Origin of the sequence: Streptomyces sp. Ag109_G2-15, from assembly GCF_900215565.1 — a bacterium.
GTDB classification, from domain to species: domain Bacteria; phylum Actinomycetota; class Actinomycetes; order Streptomycetales; family Streptomycetaceae; genus Streptomyces; species Streptomyces diastatochromogenes.
Genome location: NZ_OCNI01000002.1, coordinates 490,428 through 509,355, shown reverse-complemented (window position 1 = coordinate 509,355; position 18,928 = coordinate 490,428). Strand labels below are relative to the sequence as shown.

Annotated in this window: 17 protein-coding genes, 1 pseudogene and 2 riboswitches; of the genes and pseudogenes, 13 read left to right on the top strand and 5 right to left on the bottom strand. The window is 71.9% G+C overall.

The window, feature by feature from the left end:
• Nucleotides 1-92: 92 nt before the first annotated feature.
• The 7 genes and pseudogenes from CRP49_RS38790 (at nt 93) to CRP49_RS38760 (ending at nt 7,005) form a co-directional block, all read left to right on the top strand.
• Nucleotides 93-1,328 (top strand): CaiB/BaiF CoA-transferase family protein, encoded by a 1,236-nt coding sequence (locus CRP49_RS38790; RefSeq protein WP_097258088.1) that lies wholly within the window; start codon nt 93-95, stop codon nt 1,326-1,328.
• Between the two features lie 47 nt (nt 1,329-1,375).
• Nucleotides 1,376-2,542 carry an acyl-CoA dehydrogenase family protein gene (locus CRP49_RS38785; RefSeq protein ID WP_097258087.1) on the top strand — a complete coding sequence of 389 codons (1,167 nt, stop codon included), beginning with the start codon at nt 1,376-1,378 and terminating at the stop codon, nt 2,540-2,542.
• Nucleotides 2,543-2,697: 155 nt separating this feature from the next.
• Nucleotides 2,698-3,699 (top strand): LacI family DNA-binding transcriptional regulator, encoded by a 1,002-nt coding sequence (locus CRP49_RS38780; RefSeq protein ID WP_097259260.1) that lies wholly within the window; start codon nt 2,698-2,700, stop codon nt 3,697-3,699.
• A 128-nt stretch (nt 3,700-3,827) separates the two neighbouring features.
• Nucleotides 3,828-4,098: pseudogene (locus CRP49_RS48960) on the top strand (sigma factor); the annotation flags it as partial.
• A gap of 271 nt (nt 4,099-4,369) precedes the next feature.
• Nucleotides 4,370-5,737, top strand: a complete 1,368-nt coding sequence (locus CRP49_RS38770; protein WP_097258086.1) for an MBL fold metallo-hydrolase — start codon at nt 4,370-4,372, stop codon at nt 5,735-5,737.
• Nucleotides 5,738-5,872: 135 nt separating this feature from the next.
• Nucleotides 5,873-6,262, top strand: a complete 390-nt coding sequence (locus CRP49_RS38765) for a rhodanese-like domain-containing protein (RefSeq protein WP_097258085.1) — start codon at nt 5,873-5,875, stop codon at nt 6,260-6,262.
• Nucleotides 6,259-7,005 carry a sulfite exporter TauE/SafE family protein gene (locus CRP49_RS38760; RefSeq protein WP_097258084.1) on the top strand — a complete coding sequence of 249 codons (747 nt, stop codon included), beginning with the start codon at nt 6,259-6,261 and terminating at the stop codon, nt 7,003-7,005. The genes CRP49_RS38765 and CRP49_RS38760 overlap by 4 nt, the downstream gene beginning before the upstream one ends.
• A 36-nt stretch (nt 7,006-7,041) precedes the next feature.
• Here CRP49_RS38760 and CRP49_RS38755 read toward each other — a convergent pair whose 3' ends face one another.
• Nucleotides 7,042-7,329 carry a metal-sensitive transcriptional regulator gene (locus CRP49_RS38755; protein WP_094219678.1) on the bottom strand — a complete coding sequence of 96 codons (288 nt, stop codon included), beginning with the start codon at nt 7,327-7,329 and terminating at the stop codon, nt 7,042-7,044.
• Nucleotides 7,330-7,411: 82 nt separating this feature from the next.
• On the opposite strand from CRP49_RS38755, the gene CRP49_RS38750 reads away from it, so the two are divergent.
• The 5 genes from CRP49_RS38750 (at nt 7,412) to CRP49_RS38730 (ending at nt 12,186) form a co-directional block, all read left to right on the top strand.
• On the top strand, nt 7,412-7,999 hold the full coding sequence (locus CRP49_RS38750; RefSeq protein ID WP_097258083.1) for a rhodanese-like domain-containing protein: 588 nt from the start codon (nt 7,412-7,414) through the stop codon (nt 7,997-7,999).
• Between the two features lie 262 nt (nt 8,000-8,261).
• On the top strand, nt 8,262-10,448 hold the full coding sequence (locus tag CRP49_RS38745) for an MMPL family transporter (RefSeq protein ID WP_097258082.1): 2,187 nt from the start codon (nt 8,262-8,264) through the stop codon (nt 10,446-10,448).
• A gap of 117 nt (nt 10,449-10,565) precedes the next feature.
• Nucleotides 10,566-10,708, top strand: a riboswitch (cobalamin riboswitch).
• A gap of 36 nt (nt 10,709-10,744) precedes the next feature.
• The gene (locus tag CRP49_RS38740; RefSeq protein WP_086692985.1) at nt 10,745-10,966 is read left to right on the top strand and encodes a CbtB-domain containing protein; all 222 of its coding nucleotides are present in this window, start codon (nt 10,745-10,747) and stop codon (nt 10,964-10,966) included.
• Nucleotides 10,967-10,987: 21 nt separating this feature from the next.
• Nucleotides 10,988-11,740, top strand: a complete 753-nt coding sequence (locus CRP49_RS38735) for a CbtA family protein (protein WP_097258081.1) — start codon at nt 10,988-10,990, stop codon at nt 11,738-11,740.
• 92 nt (nt 11,741-11,832) lie between these two features.
• A complete protein-coding gene (locus CRP49_RS38730; protein ID WP_097258080.1) occupies nt 11,833-12,186 on the top strand; it encodes a hypothetical protein in 354 nt (117 codons plus the stop codon).
• A gap of 6 nt (nt 12,187-12,192) precedes the next feature.
• Here CRP49_RS38730 and CRP49_RS38725 read toward each other — a convergent pair whose 3' ends face one another.
• From CRP49_RS38725 to CRP49_RS38715, 3 genes are all read right to left on the bottom strand, one after another.
• Nucleotides 12,193-12,771, bottom strand: coding sequence for a histidine phosphatase family protein (locus CRP49_RS38725; RefSeq protein ID WP_097258079.1), 579 nt, complete (start codon nt 12,769-12,771; stop codon nt 12,193-12,195).
• A 128-nt stretch (nt 12,772-12,899) separates the two neighbouring features.
• Nucleotides 12,900-15,209: a 5-methyltetrahydropteroyltriglutamate--homocysteine S-methyltransferase gene (metE, locus tag CRP49_RS38720; protein WP_097258078.1), complete on the bottom strand. Its 2,310-nt coding sequence runs from the start codon at nt 15,207-15,209 to the stop codon at nt 12,900-12,902.
• Nucleotides 15,210-15,354: 145 nt separating this feature from the next.
• Nucleotides 15,355-15,577, bottom strand: a riboswitch (cobalamin riboswitch).
• A 121-nt stretch (nt 15,578-15,698) separates the two neighbouring features.
• Entirely contained in the window at nt 15,699-16,493 is a 795-nt protein-coding gene (locus CRP49_RS38715; protein ID WP_094219671.1) for an IclR family transcriptional regulator, read from the bottom strand.
• A 397-nt stretch (nt 16,494-16,890) separates the two neighbouring features.
• Here CRP49_RS38715 and CRP49_RS38710 point away from each other — a divergent pair, with 397 nt between their 5' ends.
• Nucleotides 16,891-18,669 (top strand): bifunctional sugar phosphate isomerase/epimerase/4-hydroxyphenylpyruvate dioxygenase family protein, encoded by a 1,779-nt coding sequence (locus CRP49_RS38710; RefSeq protein ID WP_097259259.1) that lies wholly within the window; start codon nt 16,891-16,893, stop codon nt 18,667-18,669.
• A gap of 58 nt (nt 18,670-18,727) precedes the next feature.
• On the opposite strand, the gene CRP49_RS47275 is transcribed toward CRP49_RS38710, so the two are convergent.
• Nucleotides 18,728-18,874 carry a hypothetical protein gene (locus tag CRP49_RS47275; protein WP_179851986.1) on the bottom strand — a complete coding sequence of 49 codons (147 nt, stop codon included), beginning with the start codon at nt 18,872-18,874 and terminating at the stop codon, nt 18,728-18,730.
• Nucleotides 18,875-18,928 lie beyond the last annotated feature (54 nt).

Below are 18,928 nucleotides of genomic sequence, written 5' to 3'. Positions count from 1 at the left end.
TCGATCACGTATTGCTATTTCACTCCGCCTGCCATGAGTCTTCATGATGGTACTGCCTGGTCAGGGACAGAAACCCGCCTGGAGGTCACCGCATGACCGAACCCCCGGAAGACCTGCCGCTCCACGGAATCACCGTCGTCAGCGTCGAGCAGGCGGTGGCGGCCCCCTTCGCCACCCGGCAGCTGGCCGACCTCGGCGCCCGGATCATCAAGGTGGAGCGCCCCTCAGGAGGCGACTTCGCCCGCCGCTACGACACGACCGTGCACGGCGACTCCAGCTACTTCTTCTGGCTCAACCGCTCGAAGGAGTCCCTGACGCTCGACCTGAAGTCGGACGCCGGGCGGCAGATCCTGGAGCAACTCCTAGCACGGGCCGACGTGTTCGTGCAGAACCTGGCCCCGGGCGCGGCCGCCGGGCTGGGCCTCGGCACGGCGGCCCTCGCCGGCCGCTTCCCGTCCCTCATCCCCTGCTCCGTGACGGGCTACGGATCCAACGGGCCGTGGGCCGAGCTCCCCCACGCTCGAACGAGCTCGCGCGGGGGCACCCCCACCGCCTACGACCTGCTGGTGCAGTGCCAGACCGGCCTGGTCTCCCTCACCGGAGGCCCCGACGGGCCCGCCCGCGTCGGCATCTCGATCGCCGACATCGCCGCCGGCATGTACGCGTTCTCCGGCATCCTCACCGCCCTGTTCACCCGGGCCACCACGGGCGTCGCCCGCGCGGTCGAGGTGTCGCTGTTCGAGGCGCTGGCGGAGTGGATGAGCCAGCCGGCCCACTACACCCGCTCCGGCGGTATCCAGCCCCCGCGGCTCGGCACCCAGCACGCCACCATCGCCCCCTACGGCACCCACACCGCCGCCGACGGCAAGGACGTCCTGTTCTCCGTCCAGAACGAACGCGAATGGGCCGCCCTGTGCGCACGGTTCCTCGAGGCTCCCGTCCTTGTCGACGACCCGCGCTTCGCCACCAACGCCGACCGCGTGACCCATCGGGCGGAGCTGGACGCCCTGCTGGCCGAGCGGTTCGCGCAGTCGGACAGCGCCGGGGCGATGAAGGCGCTGGACGAGGCCGGCATCGCCAACTCCGGAGTCAACGACGTCGAGGGCTTCCTCACCCACCCCGTGCTCGCCGGCCGCGAGCGCTGGCGGGACGTGCGGACCTCCGGGGGAGCGACGGCCCCGGCGCTGCTGCCGCCGGTGGACCTGGCCGGCACCAGCCCCCGGATGGACGCCGTCCCCGCCGTGGGCGAGCACACCCAGCGGATCCTGGCGGAACTGGGGTACAGCGCGGCCGACACGGCGGACCTGCGCACCGACGGCGTCATCTGAACCGGCCGGGCACGGACCGAACTTCCCGCAAGGAGCGTCATCACACCATGAGCACCCTCGACATCCTCTCCGAGGACGAACAGTTCATCGTCAGGACGGTGCACGACTTCGTCGACAAGGACGTCAGGCCGGTCGTCCGCGAACTGGAGCACACCGACACCTACCCCGAGGCTCTCATCGACCGGATGAAGGAACTCGGCGTCTTCGGCCTCGCCGTCCCGCAGGAGTACGGCGGCACACCCGTCTCCACGCCCTGCTACGTCCTGATCACCGAGGAGCTGGCGCGTGGCTGGATGAGCCTGGCCGGCGCCATGGGCGGGCACACGGTGGTCGCCAAGCTGCTGCTGCACTTCGGCACCGAGGAGCAGAAGCGCCGCTACCTGCCGAGGATGGCCACCGGTGAGGTCCGGGCGACGATGGCCCTGACCGAGCCGGGCGGCGGCTCCGACCTCCAGGCCATCCGCACGGTCGCCCGCAAGGACGCCGACGGCTACGTGGTCGACGGGGCGAAGACATGGATCACCAACTCCCGCCGCTCCCGGCTGATCGCCCTGCTGTGCAAGACGGATCCGGAGGCGAGCCCCGCCCACCGGGGCATCTCCGTCCTCCTCGCGGAGCACGGCCCCGGACTCGCCGTCTCGCGCGACCTGCCCAAGCTCGGCTACAAGGGCGTGGAGAGCTGCGAGCTGTCCTTCGAGGACTACCGGGTGCCGGCCGACGCCGTACTCGGCGGGGTCGAGGGCAAGGGGTTCGCCCAGATGATGAAGGGCCTGGAGACGGGCCGGCTCCAGGTCGCCGCCCGCGCCCTCGGAGTGGGCCGGGCGGCGCTGGAGGACTCGCTCGCCTACGCCCAGGAGCGCGAGTCGTTCGGCAAGCCGATCTGGCAGCACCAGTCCATCGGCAACCACCTCGCCGACATGGCCACTTCACTGACCGCGGCCCGCCAGCTGACCCTGTACGCGGCCCGCGAGGCGGATGCGGGCCGACGGGTGGACATGGAGGCGGGCATGGCGAAGCTGTTCGCGTCCGAGACGGCCATGCAGATCGCCCTCAACGCCGTCCGTATTCACGGCGCTTACGGCTACTCGACCGAGTTCGACGTGGAGCGCTACTTCCGCGACGCCCCGCTGATGATCGTCGGCGAGGGCACGAACGAGATCCAGCGCAACGTCATCGCGGCCCAGCTGGTGAAGCGGGGAGGACGCGAAGCCTGAACCTCGTGCAGGTGCCGGGGTGCTCCTGCGCACTGTCCGAGTGTGTGCTGTCGCGCTCTACTGGTGCGCTCTAGGGCGAGTACGATGACCTCTGTCAAGGGCGCCGTCGGAGGGTGGGATCACGGGTGGACACGTCGGGCAGGCAGCGGCCCACGATGGCGGACGTCGCCGAGAAGGCGGGCGTCTCCCGGGCGCTCGTCTCGATCGTATTCCGCAACCAGCCGGGGGCGGGCGAGGAGACCCGGCAGCGGGTCCTGCGCGTCGCCGACGAGATCGGTTACCGGCCCGACAGCGCGGCCCGGCTGCTGGCGCGCGGGCGGAGCCGCACGCTCGGCGTCATGTTCACGGTGCGCCAGACGTTCCAGACGGACCTCATCGAGGGGATCTATCCGGAGGCCGAGCGGCTCGGCTACGACGTCCTGCTCTCCGCCACCGCACCCGGCCGCAGCGAGGCCAAGGCGGTGGAGGCGCTGCTCAGTCACCGCTGTGAGGCACTGATCCTGCTCGGCCCCGACGCTGAGGCCGCGTACCTCGACGACATCGGGCACCGCGCGGTCACCGTCTCGGTCAGCCGCCGTGTGCCCGGTGCCCGCGTGGACTTCGTGCACAGCGCCGAGGGCAAGGGTGTGCGGCAGGCCATGGAGCACCTCGTGGAGCTGGGCCATCGCCGGATCGTGCACGTCGACGGCGGTCGCGGCCCGGGCTCGGCCGAGCGGCGGCGGGCCTACCGGGCGGCGATGCGCCGGCACGGCCTGGAGTCCGAACAGCGGGTGATCCCCGGCGACCACACCGAGCAGGCCGGCATCGAGACCGGCCACCTCCTCCTGGCGGAACGCGACCGCGGGCTCGCCCTGCCGACGGCGATTCTCGCCGGCAACGACCGTTGCGCGATGGGCGTGTTGATGGCGCTCACGCGGGCCGGGGTCGAGGTCCCGCGCGACGTGTCGGTCGTCGGCTACGACGACAGCCATCTCTCCCACCTGATGCCGATCGGCCTGACCACCGTGCGCCAGGACGCGACGCTCATGGCGGAGCACGCGGTGCGGTTCGCCGTGGAGCGGCTGGAGAACCCCGGACTCGAACCCAGGGAAGCCGTGCTGGACCCCAAGCTGGTGGTGCGGGGGACGAGCGGGCCGCCGCCGGACGGGGCGGCCTGACACCCTCGCCCGGGTTTGTTGCACAGCCTCCCGCGGCGGTGGGCACGATCACCGAGGTCTACGACCATCTGCGACTGCTTTACGCGCGGATCGGAAGGCCGCATTGTCCGGAGTGCGGGGAGGCCGTCTACGCCAAGGGCTTCAAGTTCTCGACCTACGCGACCTGGTGGATCCGGCAGGCGATCTCCCGCGCCCTGACCGACCAGAGCCGGACCATCCGCCTCCCGGTGCACCTGGTGGAGGTCATCAACCGCGTGGCGCGCGTCCGCCGCGAACACCTGCACGCGACGGGGGGCGAGCCCACCGTGCCGGTGGAACGCCTGCCGGAACCGGAGCTACACCAGGGAACCCGTCTCGCTGCACACGACGCTCAGCGACGACGGCGACGCCGAGTTCGGCTGTCACTTCCTGGACGCACCTGATCCCGACTCGCGCAGCACGTGTCCGAACGTTGTCGGCCTCCTCGACGACCGAGGCGAGCGCTGCGTGGATCGCCGGATGCGGGCAGACCGCGTCCAGATGCAGATACGACGGCGCCATGGTTGCACCCGGCCCTGCCCGGATGGGGTGGATCGTCCAATTCCGCCTCCCTCACAGATACCCCCCGGGGTAATCGTGTACTGTCGAAGACATACCCCCGGGGTAATTCTTCGATGGAAGGGATGAGCACGTGTTCTTCGTCGACACGATCGAGGTGCCAGGGCTCGGCAACCGCAGCTATCTGGCGGGTGGCGGGCGCACCGCGGTGGCGGTCGACCCGCCGCGCGACATCGACCAGGTGATCGCCGCGGCGGCCCGGCGCGGGGTGCGGATCTCGCACGTCGTCGAGACGCACCTCCATAACGACTACGTCACCGGCGGCCTGGAGCTGGCCCGGGTCACGGGCGCCGCCTATCTCGTCCCCGCCGGGGCCTCCGTCTCCTTCGAGCGCCTGCCGGTCGGCGACGGCGACCGTACGGTGATCGACGCCGACTCGGGGCTGACCCTGCGCGCCGTGGCCACGCCCGGGCACACTCCGCACCACACTTCCTACGTGCTGGAGGAGAGTGGGACGGCGGTCTCGGTGTTCACCGGCGGTTCCCTGCTGATCGGCACCGTCGGCCGCCCCGACCTGGTGGAGCCGCGTCTGACCGAGCGCCTCGCCCGTGCGCAGTACGCCTCCGCGCACCGCCTGGCCACCCAACTGCCCGACGACACGGCGGTGTTGCCCACGCACGGATTCGGCAGCTTCTGCGCGTCGTCCCAGGCGGCGGGGGAGTCCAGCACCATCGGCAAGGAGAAGGCGTCCAACGAAGCCCTCACCCGGGACGTGGACACCTTCGTCGCCGACCTGCTGGCCGGTCTCGGCGACATCCCCGCGTACTACGCGCACATGGGCCCGGCCAACACCGCGGGGCCCGCGCCGGTCGACCTGACCCCGCCCGCCGTGGCGGACGCGGCCGAGATCGCCGCCCGGCTGGCAGCGGGGGAGTGGGTGGTGGACCTGCGCAACCGGGTCGCGTTCGCCGCCGGGCATGTGGCGGGCTCGGTCAACTTCGAGGCCGAGGGACAGCTCGCCACCTATCTCGCCTGGCTGATCCCGTGGGGCAAGCCGGTCACGCTGCTCGCGGAGTCCGCCGAGCAACTCGCCGCGGCGCAGCGGGAGCTGGTCCGGGTGGGCATCGACCGCCCGGCCGCCGCGGCCACCGGGGAACCGGGCCGCTGGATCCGCGAGAACGAGGCCCTGGCCTCCTTCCCCCGGGCCGCCTTCGCGGACCTCGCCGGCCGATACCCGGCGGACGGTGTCGTCGTCCTCGACGTGCGGCGGACCGCGGAGCGGGCGGGCGGGTTCATCGAGGGCTCGGTCCACATACCGGTGCACACCCTGCACCGCCGCCTCGACGAGATCCCCGAGGGCACGGTGTGGGTGCACTGCGCGGGCGGCATGCGCGCCGCCATCGCCGCCTCCCTGCTGGACGCGGCCGGCCGTGCCGTCGTCGCCGTGGACGACGGCTTCGACGCGGCCGGGAACGCCGGGCTCACGGTCCGCGCCGCCTGACCGCAGCAGACACCGAAGACGTCCGTGACGACCTTGAGCATCGGCCTTCCGTGCCGACGTTCCACACCGATCTGCCGTACGACCCTCCTTACCGACCTTCCGTACCGACAGGGGAGACAGGAGCGACAAGCCACGATGAGCTTCTTCCGACGAGACCGGCGCGTTCCGGGCCGGGTGACCGCCCAGGAGGCTGCCGCCCGCACCGGCCAGGGCAAAGCCGCCGAGGGCGGCGCGGACGCCGTACTGCTGGACGTCCGCGAACCCCACGAATGGCAGGCGGGGCACGCACCACGCGCCGTGCACCTGCCGCTGTCGGCGCTGGCCGCCGGGGCCGGGCTGCCCGCGGGCGCGCAGGCGGGTCCGATCGTCGTGATCTGCCGCTCGGGGAACCGCTCCCGGCGGGCGGCCGATCTGCTCGCCGCGCGCGGTACCGAGGCTGTGGACGTGATCGGCGGCATGCGGGACTGGGCCGCGGCGGGACTGCCCGTGGTGGACTCGCGGGGCGGGAACGGGACCGTCGCGTGAGCGCTGTCGTACTCGCCCTGGCCGCCGGGGCCGTCATCGGCCTGGCGCTCGGCGCGCTCGGGGGCGGTGGCAGCGTCCTGGCCGTCCCCGCGCTGATCTACCTGCTCGGCTTCACCCCGGTCGCGGCCACCACCGCCAGCCTCGTCATCGTCACCGTCACCTCGGCCACGGCGCTGTCCGCGCACGCCCGGGACGGCCATGTGCGGTGGCGGACCGGGCTGTTGTTCGCCGCGGCCGGGATTGTCCCCGCGATGCTCGGCGGTGCGCTCGCCGGACGAGTGCCCGGCGCCGCCCTGACGGCCGCCTTCGCCGTGGTGGCGGGAACGGCCGCGGTGCGGATGCTACGACCCCGTGCCGCGTCGGACACCGCGGTGCCGGTGCGACCGGACCGGGCGGCGGCCGCGGGTGCCGGGCTCGGCGCGGTGACCGGCGTCCTCGGCGTCGGCGGCGGCTTCCTCGCCGTACCCGCACTGGTGAGCGTGCTCGGCCTGCGGATGCGCGACGCGGTGGGCACCAGCCTGCTGGTGATCACCGCCAACTCCCTGGCCGCGCTGGCGATGCGGGCCGGTACGGCCGACGGTCTCGACTGGGCTGCCATCGGGCCCTTCGCCGGGGCCGCGGTGCTCGCTGCGTGGGACGGGAAGCGGCTCGCGGCGAAGGTCTCCGGGCGCGCGCTGCAGCGGACCTTCGCCCTGGTACTGCTGGCCGTGGCCGCGTTCATGATGATCGAGGCGGTGGTGTGATGCGCCGACGCCCACAGTCGCGCGCCGGCCCGCCTCTCACGCCAGCGACAGGAAGAGCTTCTCCAGACGGGCCCGCATCTGCTCCGGGTCCTCGCCGTTCTTACGGCCGGACTCCATGTCGGTGATGCACTGCTGAAGGCCGGTGGCGATGATCGCGAAACCGGCACGATCGAGCGCCCGTGACGCGGCGGCGAGCTGCGTGACGACCTCCTCGCAGTCGCGCCCCTCCTCGATCATCCGGATCACGCCGGAGATCTGGCCCTGCGCGCGGCGCAGCCGGTTCAGGACGGACTTCAGCTCCGCACCCGCGAGTTCCAGTTCCACGATCACTCCTCGAAAAATACCCCTAGGGGTACTGTACGTCCCGGTACGGGACGGCGTCGAACACCTAAGGATCACACCTGCCATGACCGCCCCCCTCGCCCCCGTCACCCTGCGCACCGACCAGGCCCGCACTCGGCTGCACGAGCTGACCGTCATCGACGTACGCACCCCCGGCGAGTACACCTCGGGTCACCTGCCCGGCGCCCTCAACGTCCCCCTGGACCGGATCCGGCGCGCCCTGCCCGAGATCCGGCACGCCGCCGAGCGCGGCGAGGTCCTGGTCGTGTGCGCCTCCGGAGCCCGCTCCGAGAACGCCTGCGGGCTGCTCGCGGAGCAGGGCATCCCCGCCGCCACCCTGGCCGGGGGCACCAGCGCCTGGGCCGCGGCAGGCCACGACCTGGAGCAGCCCGCTGCCCGCGGCACCCGGGCCGGCTGGAGCATGGAGCGGCAGGTCCGGTTCACGGCGGGGGCGCTGGTCCTGGTGGGGATCGTCCTCGGGCTGCTCCTGCACCCGGCCTTCCAGATCCTGTCGGCGGGCGTCGCGGGCGGTCTGGTCTTCTCGGCGCTCACCGACACCTGTGGCATGGCGATCCTGCTCGGCAAGCTGCCGCACAACCGTCCCGGCGCGGCCGACTTCGACGCGGCACTCAGTGCTCTCCGCAGTCGCTGACCTAGGACCGCAAGATGCTCCAACGCCCGCCAGTCAGACGGGAGTTCACTCCTCAAACGGCGAGTGAACAGCCATGACTGAAAAGAGAAGGGTTTTTGGCGGCCGGACGGCACACGATGGAATGATCGCGGTGTGCGGTCACTACGATCGCATCTGAAGACAACCATTCGACCGGCCCGAGAGCGACGGCTGGTCGGGGTCGCCGATGCCAGGGTCCGCTCCCCGGGCTGCGGTGATCTTCCTGCCCAGGAGGACCTTCCGCATGTTCCGACGCATTGGGAATGCCGTCGTCCGTCATCCCGTCTGGACGATCGTGGCATGGCTCATCGCGGCGGTGGCGATCGTCGCCACCGCGCCGAGCCTGCCCTCGAACAGCGACGAGAGCAGTTTCCTGCCCAAAAGTTACGAGTCGATCAAAGCGGCGGATCTGCAGGAGAGGGCGTTCCCCAGCGCCTTCACTCCGTCCGCGATCGCGCTGTACCAGCGCACCGACGGCGGCAAGCTCACCGCCGCCGACAAGCAGGACATCGCCCGGATCACTTCAGAACTGGGCAAGAAGCACATCGACCAGGTGCAGAAGGTCGTCCCCGGCCTGCCGTCCAAGGACGGCAGGTATGACCTGACCCTGGTGCAGATGGACAGCAAGAACGCCGGTCAGCCCAAACAGGCCGACGCGGCCAAGGTGTTGCGCGAGGACGTCAAGGACCTGGCCAAGGGCACGCACCTCGACGTCAAGCTCGGCGGCTCCGCCGCGCAGGTCCTCGACCAGCAGGACTCCTCCCAGCGCGGCCAGGCGCTGATCGGCATCGGGACTTTCCTGATCATCCTGGTGACCCTGCTGATCATCTTCCGTGCGCCGATCCTGGCGATCCTGCCCCTGGTCCTGATCGGTCTGGTGTCCGCCGTGGCCAACGGGCTGATCGCCTACGCCACCAAGCTGTTCGACCTGCAGGCCAACAGCTCGATCTCGTCGATCCTGATCGTCGTGCTCTTCGGCGTCGGCACGGACTACTTCCTCTTCCTGATGTTCCGCTACCGCGAGCGCCTGCGCGCCGGCGACGAGCCGAAACAGGCCATGGTCAACGCGGTCGACCGGGTCGGCGAGGCCATCGCCTCGGCCGCCGGAGCGGTCATCATCGCCTTCCTCGCGCTGGTGCTGTCCACGCTCGGCTTCCTCAAGCAGATGGGCCCGGCGCTCGCCATCGCGGTCGCCGCCACCCTGGTCGCGGGCCTGACCCTGATCCCGGCCGTGGTCTCGCTCATCGGACCGAAGGTCTTCTGGCCCTCCAAGTCCTGGCAGCGGGAGCCGGAGAACGCCCGGTTCGCCGCCCTCGGCCGGGGCGTGCAGCGCCGCCCGGCGCTGACCGCCGCGGTGTCCGGCCTCGTCCTGGTCGCCCTCTCGCTGGGCACCCTCGGCTTCAACGCCACGTTCGACCTGGCGGCGGGCTCCATGCCCAAGACCAAGGAGTCCATGGTCGTCCAGGACGAGATGCAGAAGGCGTACTCGGCGGGCGCCGCCGCACCCACCGACGTCTACCTGTCGAGCACCGACGGCAAGCCGCTGGACAAGGCCGCCTTCGACACGTACGCGCGGAAGCTCGGCGCCGTGGACGGCGTCGCGAGCGCGCGCATGACCCAGGTGAACAAGGGCGGTACCACCGCGGACTTCACCGTCACGCTCAAGTACGAGGCCTCGACGGACAAGGCGATCGACGTCGTGGGCGAGGTGCGCGACGTCGCGCACTCCGACGCCCCCGGCGGCACGGAGGCCGTCGTCGGCGGCATGTCCTCGATCTACAAGGACATCAAGACCGCGGTCAACCACGACTACCGGACGGTCTTCCCCGTCGCCGCCCTCCTCATCATGGTCATCCTGGGGCTGCTGCTGCGCAGTGTGGTCGCCCCCTGGTACCTGATGGCCTCGGTGGGCCTCGGCTTCGGTGCCACCCTCGGCGCCACGGTCTGGATCTTCCAGGAGGGACAGGGACACTCGGGTCTGATGTTCATGCTCCCGGTGATCATGTACCTGTTCGTGGTCGCCATCGGCACCGACTACAACATCCTCATGATCGCCCGGCTCCGCGAGGAGGCCCGCGAGGGCCGCGAGCCGCGCGAGGCGGCCGGCATGGCGCTCCGGCACGCCGGGCCGACCGTGGCGGCGGCCGGCTTCATCCTGGCGGCGACCTTCGCCACGATGATGCTGGCGGGCAACGCGCTGCTGACGGAGATGGGTTTCGCGGTCTCCTTCGGCATCGCGGTCGCGGCCTTCGTGATGGCGATGTTCTTCACGCCGAGCCTCACCGCGCTGATCGGCCACGCCGCGTGGTGGCCGGGCCACGGTGACCGGGCGCAGGGAGCGCCCGTCGGCGCCGGGTCTCCTGACGCCGGTTCGGTCCCCGGCCAGAACCGGGACACGGTCGCGCCCGATCCGTCGGGCCGCCGCGGCTGACGGCAGTGTGACGGGGCAGGTCTGCCGGGCCGCACGGCCCGGCAGACCGCACCCCGGCCTCGCCGTGACGGCCGACGCGAGAGGAAGATCACGACGGACCACGCGGTCTTGGCCATGCACGCGCCACGCGGTACGGTCTGTCCGATATCGACGACGGCGAGACGGAAGCCGGTGGGAATCCGGCACGGTCGCGCCACTGTATGCGGAACACCCCTTGGGGACCCGTGAGTCAGACCCGTGGCCGTCGTCATGTGCACCACCGAGATGGGACGCGAACTCCCAGAGGAGGTCCTGCCATGGCGCAGACCGTCGCCCAGCCGACAGCCACCACCCCCGCCGTTCCCGCCACGCTGCCGCTCAAGGCAATCGCACCCTGGGCGGTCTTCTTCGGCATCCTGATGCTCGTCCTGCTCTACTTCGTCGGCGCCGAGCAGGGCGCCACCTCCGTGTTCAACGGCACGGACGTCCACGAGTGGGTGCACGACGCCCGCCACCTGCTCGGGTTCCCCTGCCACTGACGCGAGGGACACCGCGCACCCATGAACTCCACAACGGTAAGAAACCTCCTCGTGCGAGGCATGCTCGCCGGCCTCGCCGCCGGCGTACTCGCCCTGGTCGTCGCCTACTTCCTCGGTGAGCCGAGCGTCGACAACGCGATCAGCTTCGAGGACGCCCACTCCCACGAGCACGAGATGGAGGTCGTCTCCCGCTCCCTGCAGTCCACCGCGGGCCTGGCCACCGGTGTCCTCGTCTACGGGGTCGCCTTCGGCGGCATCGCGGCGCTCGCCTTCTGCGTCGCGCTCGGCCGCGTCGGCCGCTTCGGCCCGCGGGCGACCGCGCTGCTGCTGTCCGGCTGCGCACTGCTCGCCGTCTACGTCGTCCCGTTCCTGAAGTACCCGGCCAACCCGCCGTCGGTCGGCGACCCCGACACCATCGGCAAGCGGACGACCCTGTACTTCCTGATGATGCTGCTCGGCGTGCTCCTGGCGGTCGCCGCCACCATCCTGGGCAAGCGCCTCGTACCCACCCTGGGCACCTGGTACGCGACCGTCCTCGCGGTCGCCGCCTTCGCCGTCGCGATCGGCCTGGCCTACGCCTTCCTGCCGGCCGTCAACGAGGTGCCGAAGGACTTCCCGGCCACCCTGCTGTGGCGGTTCCGCCTCTCCGCACTGGCCATCCAGGCCGTTCTGTGGGGCGGATTCGGCCTGCTCTTCGGCGAGTTGGCCGAGCGGCAGCTGAACCCGAAGCCCGCGACCGCCGAGTCCGGGCGGAGAGTTCCCGCCACGCACTGATCCCTTCAGGACACGAGAGGGCCCTCCGGAACCGTCCGGGGGCCCTCTCGCGTTTCCCGGACACCGGAGGAGGCGACGAGCGGAGGAGCCGAGTGGCCAGACAACGTCCCGAACCGCGCCACATCACTCTCGGCGGACGTGAGGCGGTCGCCCTGACCGTGGAGGAGTACGCACAACTCATCGCCAGCCGACGCCAGATCGGCGGCCAGAGCGCGCGGGTACGGGTGCTCGCCCAGCAGGTCAAGCGGACCGAGAGACTCCTCGAAGAACTCGAAGCCCTGGTCGGGGGCCCAACGGCGGCCTGCCGTACGGCGGATGAGGGCGCGGGCCGACAGGCGGCGGCCGACTGCCACGGCCACCACGACACGACCGGGGACACGGACACCGACTGCCTGCGGTGCGCGATCGCGGCACTGCTGCGCCGCCATCGGGACGCGACCGCCTGACCGCCGTCAGTCGCCCGGCCCGGCGAGGACGTGTCCGAGCCGCACGTTCCAGCGCCCGGAGCGGCCGGTGACCTCCGTCGCCGTGAGCGGCGGGACGTCGACGCGCCAGAACGCCGCCTCGGGCGCGCCCAACGCGTGCACCACCACGGCCCGTACGACCTCCGGCTCCACCACGGCGATCGTCCTGCCGTCCACCGCACCACTCGTGTCCAGCCAGCGCGCGAGCCGGGCACACAGCTCCCGTACCGACTCCCCGCCATGCGGTGCGGCACCCGGATCGGCCAGCCAGCCGGCCACCGATTCCGGCTCTACGGCACCGACGTCGTCCAGCGTCCGCCCCCGCCACCGGCCCACGTCCAGGCCCGAGAGTTCCGGCTGCGGAGAGGCGTCGAGGCCGAGCGCCGAGGCTGTCTCCCGGCAGCGCACGCTGGGAGAGACGAGGACACGCACCGCGGCGGGCAGCGACCCGGCCGCCGACCTGGCCCGCGCCGCCGCGCTGTCCTCGATCGAGTCGCCGTCGTCGAAGCGGGCCCGCCGCAGCGACGGCGTGGTCGCCGGTGAGATGAGAGTGACACGGCTGGTCACGCGGCTGCTCCTCTGCTTCCGCCGCGGGGCGGGGTGTTCCGGACTGGCTGCGTACGACGGTACGGGCATGCCGGGCAGCCGCGCAGGCCGCCCCGGTCGGTTCGACCGGGGCGCGCCCGGCTCGGTGGCTAGATCTCCCTGCGCACGGTCCGCGCCGCAGCCACCAGGTTCTCCAGACTGGCCCGTACCTCGGGCCAGCCACGCGTCTTGAGACCACAGTCGGGGTTGACCCACAGACGTTCGGCGGGGATGGCCTTCAGCCCGAGGCGCAGGAGATCGGCAGACTCCTCCGCGCCGGGTACCCGCGGGGAGTGGATGTCGTAGACACCCGGTCCGGCCTCGCGCGGGTAGCCGTAGGCGGCGAGTTCCCGGGCGACCTGCATGTGGGAGCGGGCGGCTTCCAGGCTGATGACGTCGGCGTCGAGATCGTCGATGGCCCGGACGACGTCGCCGAACTCGGCGTAGCACATGTGGGTGTGGATCTGGGTGTCCGGGCGCACGCCGCTGGTGGTGAGCCGGAACGCCTCCGTGGCCCACTCCAGGTAGGCCGGGCGGTCGGCGGACCGCAGCGGCAGGGTCTCGCGCAGCGCGGGCTCGTCGACCTGGATCACCGAAGTGCCCGCTGCCTCCAGGTCGTTCACCTCGTCGCGCAGGGCGAGGGCGACCTGGCGTGCGGTCTCGGCGAGCGGCTGGTCGTCACGGACGAACGACCAGGCGAGCATGGTGACCGGGCCGGTGAGCATGCCCTTGACCGGGCGGTCGGTGAGGGACTGGGCGTACGACGTCCAGCGCACCGTCATCGGTTCGGGGCGGGAGATGTCGCCGGCCAGGATCGGCGGGCGTACGCAGCGGGTGCCGTAGGACTGGACCCAGCCGTGCTGGGTGGCGAGGTAGCCGGTGAGCTGTTCGGCGAAGTACTGGACCATGTCGTTGCGTTCGGCCTCGCCGTGCACCAGGACGTCCAGGCCGGCCTGCTCCTGGAAGGCGATCACCTCCTGGATCTCGGCCCGGATGCGCTCCTCGTAGCCTGCCGTGTCGATCCGTCCCGCACGCAGGTCGGCCCGCGCGGTGCGCAGGTCACCGGTCTGCGGGAAGGAGCCGATGGTCGTCGTGGGCAGCAACGGCAGACGCAGATGGGCGCGCTGGGCCGCGGCCCGCTCCGGGTACGGCTGACGGCGGCGGGCGTCCGCGGCGGTGACGGCGGCGGTGCGGGCGCGGACGGCCGGGTCGCGGGTGATGGCGGAGGCTGCCCGGGAGGCGAGGTCGGCGCGGTTGGCGGACAGTTCGGCGGCGATGGCGTCCGGGCCGTGGGAGAGCCCGCGGGCCAGGGTGGCGATCTCGGCGGTCTTCTGCCGGGCGAAGGCGAGCCAGCGCCGGATCTGCGGTGCGATGTCCCGCTCCGCCGAGGCGTCGAGGGGGACGTGCAGCAGCGAGCAGGAGGCCGACACATCGACCTGGTCGGCCAGACCGAGCAGGGTGCCGAGGGTGGCCAGCGACTTCTCGAGGTCGTTGACCCAGACGTTGCGGCCGTTGACGACCCCCGCGACCAGGCGCTTGCCGGGCAGCCCGCCGACGGCCGCGAGCGCGTCCAGGTTGGCGGCCGCGGCCTCGGTGAAGTCCAGGCCGAGTCCGTCCACCGGCGCCTTGGCCAACAGCGGCAGGGCCGCACCGAGCCGGCCGAAGTAGGAGGCGACCAGCAGCCTGGGCCGGTCGGTGAGGGCGCCGAGGGCACGGTAGGCGCGGGCCGCGGCGCTCAGTTCGGCCGGAGTACGGTCCTCGACCAGGGCGGGCTCGTCCAGCTGCACCCACTCCGCACCGGCCGCGCGCAGGTCGGCGAGGACCTCGGCGTACACCGGCAGCAGCCGGTCGAGGAGGGTGAGCGGGTCGAAGCCGGGAGCCACGCCGGGCGCGGGCTTGGCGAGCAGGAGGTAGGTGACGGGGCCGACGAGCACCGGCCGGGCCGTGAGCCCCAGGGCGCCGGCCTCCGTGTGCTCGGCGACCTGCTTGGCCGAGTGAGCCGTGAACACCGTGTCCGGGCCCAGTTCCGGGACCAGGTAGTGGTAGTTCGTGTCGAACCACTTGGTCATCTCCAGCGGCGCCGCGTCCTGGGTGCCGCGGGCCATGGCGAAGTACCCGTCGAGCGGATCGGCGGCGACGGCGGCCCGGTGCCGGTCGGGGATCGCGCCGACCATGACGGTGGTGTCGAGTACGTGGTCGTAGTACGAGAAGTCGCCGGTCGGCACCTCGTCGATGCCGGCCTCGGCGAGCCGCCGCCAGGTGGTGCGGCGCAGTTCGGCGGCGGTGGCCCGCAGGGCGTCCGCGGTGACGCGGCCCGTCCAGTAGCCCTCGATCGCCTTCTTCAGTTCCCGGTGCTGTCCCTGGCGGGGGTAGCCGTACACGGTGGCCCGTGCTGCCGCGGCTGCGGGCTTGGTGGTCACGGAGATCTCCTTCGCGAGACTGATCCCTGAGATCCCGGGGACGGGACGAGAGCGCGAAGGGGCGACGGACCGGACGGCAGCGGCCGCCCGCTCGGTGTGTACGCCGACCCGCCCTCGAGGTCACCGGGATGTCCGCGCACGAGTGCTTCGCACGCGGGCAGTTGGCAGGTCTTCGGACTCGCGGGCACGCCCTCACCAAGGAGGACACCTACTGGCCGTCGCTTCCCAGACCCTGTTCGTGGGCCCAGTGCGTATGACGGCGGTCGTTCCCGCTCACCGCTGCGGGGCAGTCCCGGATTCCCACCGGGTTCCCTCTTACGACGCATCCCGCCTGGCTGACGGGGCGAACCAGCTGCACCGGCAAGCCTAGAGGGTGGCGTGCGCCGCCGGAACCACAGGTGTACGAACTCGGCCTGCGCCAGGCGGGGTAACGCATTCCTGAGGGACTGTCGGCGCCCCCGTGTGACTCTCCCGCGGGAGCCCGCCGGCTCAGCCCTCGCTGCCCAGTGGGTGGGTGAAGCCCTGGTCGGAGATGAGGCGGGCGCCCTGGGTGAGTTCTGTGGCGAAGCGCTCGACGGCCTCGTAGGGGAAGCGGTGGCTGGGGCCGCTCAGGGAGAGGGACGCGACGACCCGGCCGGTGCGGCCGGTCACGGGCACCGCCACGGCGGTCAGCCCCTCGTCCCACTCGCTGCTGCTGACCGCGTAGCCCCGCTCGGCCGCCTCGGCCGCCCAGGTCCGCAGCTGATCGGTGTACGCCTCACCGCGGGGGGAGGCGGCGGCCACGCGCTGTAGCAGCGCCTCGGGGGCGTCGCGCAGGAGGATCTTGGAGGAGGCGCCGGCCCACAGGGGCTGCTCGTCGCCGACGTCGACGACATGACGCAGCGGGTGCGGGCTCTCCTCGTGGGCGACGCAGATGCGGTGGACGTCACGCGCGACGAAGAGGTTGACGGTCTCGCCGAGCCGGTCGGCCAGGTCGCGCATGACCTTACGGGTCTCCTGGGGCACTTCCCACTGGCTGCGGGCGAGATAGGCCCAGCGCCACAGCGCCGGCCCCGCAGTGTAGCCGGCCGGGTGCGACCACAGCAGACCGCTCTCCTCCAGGGTCTGCACCAGCCGCAGCGCGGTGGTCTTCGCCAGCCCGGTCGCCTCGGTGATCTCCCGCAGCGTGATCACGGGCCGTTGCTCGCTGAGCAGGTTGAGGATGTCGAAGGCCCGCCGGACACTGCGCACCCCGGTGGGCTGCTGATCCCGGTCGCCCCCCGCCGGCGTCTCTTCCTCGCTCACCTGCTGCCTCCCCGCTGTGGCCGACCCGTCTCCGCGCCGCGCCCACCCGTCCATGACACCCCCGACCGTAGTCCGCTGCGCGGACCAGGGAAACCGCAGAGCCGGGGCCATCCTGTCGCGGCCCTTGACGGCTCCGTAGCTCACCCCTGAGGTACCGCTGAGCGGTCTGTCAGATCCGTACCGTGGACCTGGCGATTCAAGGCTGCAGTGGCCCGCCGTGGCGCTCTGGCCACCCCCCCCGGTCGAGACTGGGCTCGATGCGCCCTTGTCCAGAAGACCCCTGCCTGATTACTGTGACCGCACAGCGGAACGAATGAACCGTCTAGTGGTCAGCTTGGAGTTTCAGTGAAAGCAGCAGGGCGGGCCGGGGAGACCTGGATCGGCGTGGGTGGCGGCCATGCGTAAGTCGATCGCCACCGTCTGCCTCAGCGGCACCCTGACCGAGAAGCTCACCGCCGCCGCGCGCGCCGGCTTCGACGGCGTCGAGATCTTCGAGAACGACCTGCTCGCGAGCCCCCTGGCGCCTGAGGAGGTCGCCGCCCGCACCGCGGACCTGGGCCTGTCCATCGACCTCTACCAGCCGATGCGGGACATCGAGGCCGTGTCCGCCGACGAGTTCGCCCGCAATCTCCGTCGCGCCCGGCACAAGTTCGACCTGATGACACGGCTCGGCGTGGACACCGTCCTCGTCTGTTCCAACGTCTCCCCGCAGACGGTGGACGACGACGCGCTCGCCGCGGAGCAGCTGAGTCAACTGGCGGGTCTGGCCCAGGAGTTCGGCATCCGCGTCGCCTACGAGGCGCTCGCCTGGGGGCGGCACGTGAACACGTACGACCATGCCTGGCGCATCGTCGAGACCGCGGGCCACCCGGCGCTGGGCACCTGCCTGGACAGCTTCCACATCCTCTCCCGCGGCTCGGACCCCAAGGGCATCGAGGGCATCCCCGGCGAGAAGATCTTCTTCCTCCAGCTGGCCGACGCCCCCCTGCTCGCCATGGACGTCCTGCAGTGGAGCCGCCACTACCGCTGCTTCCCCGGTCAGGGCGGCTTCGACGTCGCCGGGCTCGTCCGGCACGTGCTCGCCACCGGCTACCAGGGGCCGCTGTCGCTGGAGGTCTTCAACGACGTGTTCCGCCAGGCGGACGCGGGCCGCACGGCCGTGGACGGTCTGCGGTCCCTGCTCGCTCTTGAGGAGAGCGCCGGCGTGTCCGCCCTGCCGGCCCCGGCCGCACCCTCCGGAGTGGCCTTCGCCGAACTCGCCGCAGGCGACCCCCAGCCCATCGGCGAACTGCTGGCCGCACTCGGCTTCACCCGCACCGGCCGGCACCGCGGAAAGCCCGTCGACCTGTGGGAGCAGGGCGAGGCCCGCGTCCTGGTCAACGCCGGAGCCGCCACGCGCCGCGCCGGCACCAGGCTGGCCGCCATCGGTCTGGAGTCACCGGATCCGCAGGCCGCCGCCCGCCGCGCCGAGGCCCTGCTCGCCCCCACCTTGCCCCGACGCCGGGCCGAGCAGGACGTCCCCCTGGAGTCGGTGGTGGCACCCGACGGCACCGAAGTGCTGTTCTGCGCCACCCGTCGACCTCAACTCCCCAGCTGGACGGATGACTTCGAGCACCGGGCGGCGAGCCGGTCCACCGGCGTCACCGGCATCGACCATCTCGCGCTCACCCAACCCTGGCACCACTTCGACGAGGCGGTGCTCTTCCACCGCGCCGTGCTGGGCCTCAGCCCGCACGACACCGTCGAACTCGCCGACCCCTACGGCCTCTTCCGCAGCCGCGCCCTGTCCGCCCCGCCCGACGGACCACGGCTGGTCCTCAACCTCGCCCCGAGCCCGACGGACGAGACCGGCACCCGGGCTCAGCACGTGGCCTTCGCCGTCGACGACATCGTCGCGGCGGTGCGCCGCTTCCGCGCGGCGGGCGCCAACCTGCTGCGGGTACCCGCCAATTACTACGACGATCTGCGGGCGCGGTACGAGTTTCCCGAGGGCGAGTGGGAGACGTACCGCGAACTCGGCATCCTCTACGACCGGGACGAGCACGGCGGCGAGTTCCGGCACTGCTACACGGAGACGGTCGGCCACGTCTTCTTCGAGTTCGTGCAGCGGTCCGGCGGCTACCGCGGCTACGGCGCCGCCAACGCCCCCATACGCCTCGCCGCCCAACGGAGATAGCCCCTCGGGCGGCGAGGGCCCTGGGTTCAGCATGCTGCCCTGGGTGCTGGGCGGGGGCCTAGGGGAGGTCCTTCACGACCTCTGCTTGCGTGGTGGCCCGGGCGGGGGTCGCGACCCCCGCGGCGGTGAGGACGACCACGGCCGCGGCGGCTGCGGCCAGGGCCCGCCGGAAGCGTCCTGCGGGTAACCGGGTGCGCGGGAACATCGTGCCGACTCCTTGTCGAGTGGGGGGAATTGAGTGGGGGCATACCGAGCAGGG